The sequence below is a fragment of the Idiomarina sp. UBA4206 genome, assembly GCF_002383015.1.
Lineage (GTDB): Bacteria > Pseudomonadota > Gammaproteobacteria > Enterobacterales > Alteromonadaceae > Idiomarina > Idiomarina abyssalis.
In genome coordinates, this window is record NZ_DFTS01000011.1 from 26173 (window position 1) to 29937 (window position 3765).

Here is a 3765-nt window from a genome sequence, read left to right on the forward strand (position 1 = left end):
CTTGGCTAAGCGGTGATAAAAGTCAGCACGCATGAAACCTGTTTGTACTTTATTTTTTAAGCTAGAACCTGACGCTGCAATGATTCTTGTTTTAACTTTTCTCGAATGGGTCGAGCCAACTGGTCTAACAAATCCATCATCAAGAAAGAGTAAAAGCTTTGTTTGTAGTGAAAGCGGCAGAGAGTCGATCTCATCTAGAAATAGTGTTCCTTGATTTGCTTCAACAAAAGCACCACTTTTATCTCTGACTGCCCCAGTGAAGGCACCTTTGATATGTCCGAAAAGTTCCGATTCAATTAAAGATGTTGAAAATGAGGCTAGGTTGAGATGAACAAAACGACCATTTTGTTGGCTCTGCTCATGAATTCGCTTAGCCAGTGTTGTCTTACCTGTCCCCGTCTCGCCTTCAATTAAGATGGGAAGATTCGATTTGATAAGTTGCATCGAGATTGGAATTGTTTGAATTTCCTTAGACTGCTCCTGGCGATCAAAGACAAAGCGGTTAAGTGCAAAGTCAATTACGTCTCCTCTTCGCAGCGTCGCTTTTGAAACCCACTGACCATTGAGCCTAAAGTCGGTTTCACTGCTGGCCTGATAAAATTGGCGATATCCAGTTGAATCCTTGGTTTTAAATCTTTTCAGTTTTATGGTGAGTTTCTGCCCTTGCTCATCCCGAAGTGTTTTCACATTACGACTTGTCCCCTGAATATTCTTGTCATGGTTATCAGTCGCTATAAACTCATACTGGGTTCTATTGAGCCTTATCTGTTTTTTGATGCCATCAATTGGATAATGCTCTAATAACCCCTCAAGTCCAACGCCTGCATTTTCGAGTCCTCTTGGAATTGCTGTGTGATCTTGCTGCGCCAGTCGCTCGAAATGAATTATTTTTGCTGATTCGTACATAATTTCTCCAATTTTTGAGTGGATTACTGGTTCAAGACATTACAAATTGGATGCCAGCCTGCTAGACTATGACCTATGGCTTTTCAAATCAGACCCGCAAGTACAAATTTCCGTTATGGCTTCTCAGAAGCATCTCAACTTCGTGATTTCTTTGATGGCGAGGTTAATCCTATTGGCATCGCATTCACGGGCAGATCAAATGTTGGCAAGTCCACTTTGATCAACGCATTGTTTGGAAAACAGACCGCTAGAACTTCAAAAACACCAGGTCGTACTCGCGAAGTAAACGTTTTCACTTTTGAACTTTTTGATCCTGATCTCAAGGAAGTTCACCCAACTAAGTTTTGGCTTTTTGATCTTCCTGGCTACGGCCATGCACAAGTTTCAAAAGAAATGTCTAAAAATTGGGATGAACTGATGACGACTTTTTTCACATCAGTTAAAGAAGCTATTCGCATCGTTAATGTTCAAGATGCTAGGCATCCCGATCAAGATGCCGATCGCCAGTTTCACCATTGGTTGTCGAGATATCCTTTAAGATGCTCACTGGCCTTTAACAAACTCGACAAACTAAAGACGCAAAAAGATCGCGCCGTTCTCAATAAGCTTAAGCCACAGCTTTCCAAAGATTACGCCTTCATTCGCGATATTCATTTTATCTCGGCTGAAAAGGGCCAGGGTCTTCCACCCTTTAAGTCGGCCCTCGTTTCATTTTTATTAGAGGCACAAGCAAGAATTGAGCATAAGTAACCCTGCTGAACATTTTATTTTCACTTGGATTATCTGGGCCATTACCCTTAACTTTGCTCTCGCCTTTATTGTTAGACCTAAATTTCTCTTCTCGCCTAGAAAGCGCGCAACGATGCAGACAGAAAAAAGCAAACTCATTAAGTTCGCTTTCTTTTTCATATTGTTTGTTAGTGCTTTGGCTTTAGGATCGTCGTCTTATTTTTTAAGACTGAATAACGCTCAACTCGAGCTTCCGATCCCTCATTGATTTTTTTTATGGTCTTCCGAAGACTTGGAAACATCGACCGGACCTGGGGAAAATTTAATCTTATTCACTTCAGATTCAATCTCGGTCAAGTTTGATTTACATTTTTTAATTTTTTTCACTAATTCATGGGCGCGTGGGTTATCCCAGTCCAATTGTTTTTTCTCCAAGGCTTTTGCAACTAGAACGCCAAGCTCTTCATAAGCTTCATGAAGATTTGAGTTGGTTTTAGATGCATTAAGCATCTTCTTACCGATCTCGGTCGTTTTTTTGAGTTCGTCGGTACAGACCTGAACGATTTCATTGAATTTAGAACGCCAGTGCGGTTGACGCTGCATAGTTGCCTCCGTGTCGACCAATTATAGCTTTTTTTCCGGATCTTTGTGAAGGTTGCTATATTTGCTATGATCTAGAATATAACACAACAAAAGTTGACCAGAATGTTTAAACAAATTCTCTCAAAGATTAATGATGCAAGTTCGCCTGAAAACAAGGCTTTCTTTGATCAAATCTTTCAAAAGCTCGAGCTTCGCTATCCAAATCGTGAGGACCCATGGGGACTTAACCTTCGTCGTGCGCGTAAAAGTTTAGAGCGGGTCTGGCCCCTGTATAAGCATTACTTTCAAGTTCGATGCTTTGGCCTTGAAAATATCTCAGATCAGCCGTTTATTGTCGTGGCCAATCACTCGGGTCAAATCGCCATAGACGGCATGCTTATTTGCTCGATGTTTTCAACCGAAGTCGAACCGCCAAGAATTCTCCGTCCTATGGTTGAGCGCTTTTTTACCGGCATTCCCTTTATTGGCTCATGGGCCGCTGAAGGTGGAGCCGTCCTAGGCGATCGCCAAAACTGCATCAATTTGCTTGAGCGAAAAGAAAGTGTCCTCGTTTTCCCAGAAGGTGTTCGCGGCATTGCCAAAGACAGTACAGATTTTTATGAGATGAAATCTTTTGGTCGAGGTTTTTTCAGAATTGCACTCGCCACTGGTGTCCCCATCCTTCCCATTGCCGTCGTTGGCGCTGAAGAATTTTATCCACTCGTTTGGCATCCGCTAAAACTCGCTAAGAAAATTGGCCTTCCAGCTTTCCCAATTACGCCTAACTTAGTTCCACTTCCGTCACCTGTTGATATACATGTTGGAAAGCCTTTTATCATTCCAAGTGAACTCAGTGCCGATGCTCCTGACAGCGAACTCGATATTCATATTAATTCTATCCATGCTTCGATTCAGAAAATGCTTGATGAAGGCTTAACAAGAAGAAGAGAATTCATCGCAAACAAAGTTTCAGAAAGGTTTTCGACTAGACTGAGCAAGAAGGACGAGGCGTGAGCGATATATCTCCTAAAAAATTATTAATCCTAGGAATGGCCGGTGGTCTCGCTCGAATTACAACTGGCTTGCTGCTTAAGCGGTTTCCGGATTTGAAGATTGTAGGAATTGACTCAAGACCAATGGTCAGAGAATATCCCGAGGACCGAGTTAACTATCTTCGCATCAAATATACGCGCGGCAATTTCGAAAAAGTTTTTCGCGATCATGACTTTGATTCTATGTTGCACCTTGGACGACTAAGCCACGCTCAATCAGGATCGACACTTAATCTTGCTCAACGACTTGATCTCAACTTAATGGGGACTAAAAGAATCCTCGATTTATGTCTTAAGTATAAACTTAAAAAAGTTGTGGTTCTCTCAACCTTTCACGTCTACGGCGCACTTAAGGACAATCCAACATTCATCAGTGAAGACTCATCCCTACGTGCATCGATAAAGTACCCCGAGCTTCGAGACGTGGTTGAGATGGATCAACTTGTTAGTGGTTGGATGTGGAAAAATCAAAAAGAACTCTCCACCGTCATCCTTA

Annotated in this window: 5 protein-coding genes; 3 read left to right on the forward strand and 2 right to left on the reverse strand. The window is 42.0% G+C overall.

The features are described 5' to 3' along the window. A partial coding sequence (locus B3180_RS02085) for a sigma-54 factor interaction domain-containing protein (RefSeq protein WP_286842694.1) occupies positions 1-906 on the reverse strand: 906 nt, incomplete at its 3' end. 75 nt (positions 907-981) lie between these two features. On the opposite strand from B3180_RS02085, the gene yihA reads away from it, so the two are divergent. After that, the gene (gene yihA / locus B3180_RS02090; protein ID WP_286842696.1) at positions 982-1656 is read left to right on the forward strand and encodes a ribosome biogenesis GTP-binding protein YihA/YsxC; all 675 of its coding nucleotides are present in this window, start codon (positions 982-984) and stop codon (positions 1654-1656) included. A gap of 240 nt (positions 1657-1896) precedes the next feature. On the opposite strand, the gene B3180_RS02095 is transcribed toward yihA, so the two are convergent. Continuing rightward, positions 1897-2238: a hypothetical protein gene (locus tag B3180_RS02095; RefSeq protein ID WP_286842698.1), complete on the reverse strand. Its 342-nt coding sequence runs from the start codon at positions 2236-2238 to the stop codon at positions 1897-1899. 102 nt (positions 2239-2340) lie between these two features. On the opposite strand from B3180_RS02095, the gene B3180_RS02100 reads away from it, so the two are divergent. Further along, positions 2341-3231: a lysophospholipid acyltransferase family protein gene (locus B3180_RS02100; protein ID WP_286842701.1), complete on the forward strand. Its 891-nt coding sequence runs from the start codon at positions 2341-2343 to the stop codon at positions 3229-3231. Then, on the forward strand, positions 3228-3765 hold a 538-nt coding region (locus B3180_RS02105), incomplete at its 3' end, for an NAD-dependent epimerase/dehydratase family protein (RefSeq protein WP_286842704.1). The genes B3180_RS02100 and B3180_RS02105, both read left to right, overlap by 4 nt.

Bases quoted from the DNA above. Each gene is read 5' to 3' on its own strand.
- yihA (WP_286842696.1), top strand. From the start codon at position 982: ATGGCTTTTCAAATCAGACCCGCAAGTACAAATTTCCGTTATGGCTTC.
- B3180_RS02095 (WP_286842698.1), bottom strand. From the start codon at position 2,238: ATGCAGCGTCAACCGCACTGGCGTTCTAAATTCAATGAAATCGTTCAG.
- B3180_RS02100 (WP_286842701.1), top strand. From the start codon at position 2,341: ATGTTTAAACAAATTCTCTCAAAGATTAATGATGCAAGTTCGCCTGAA.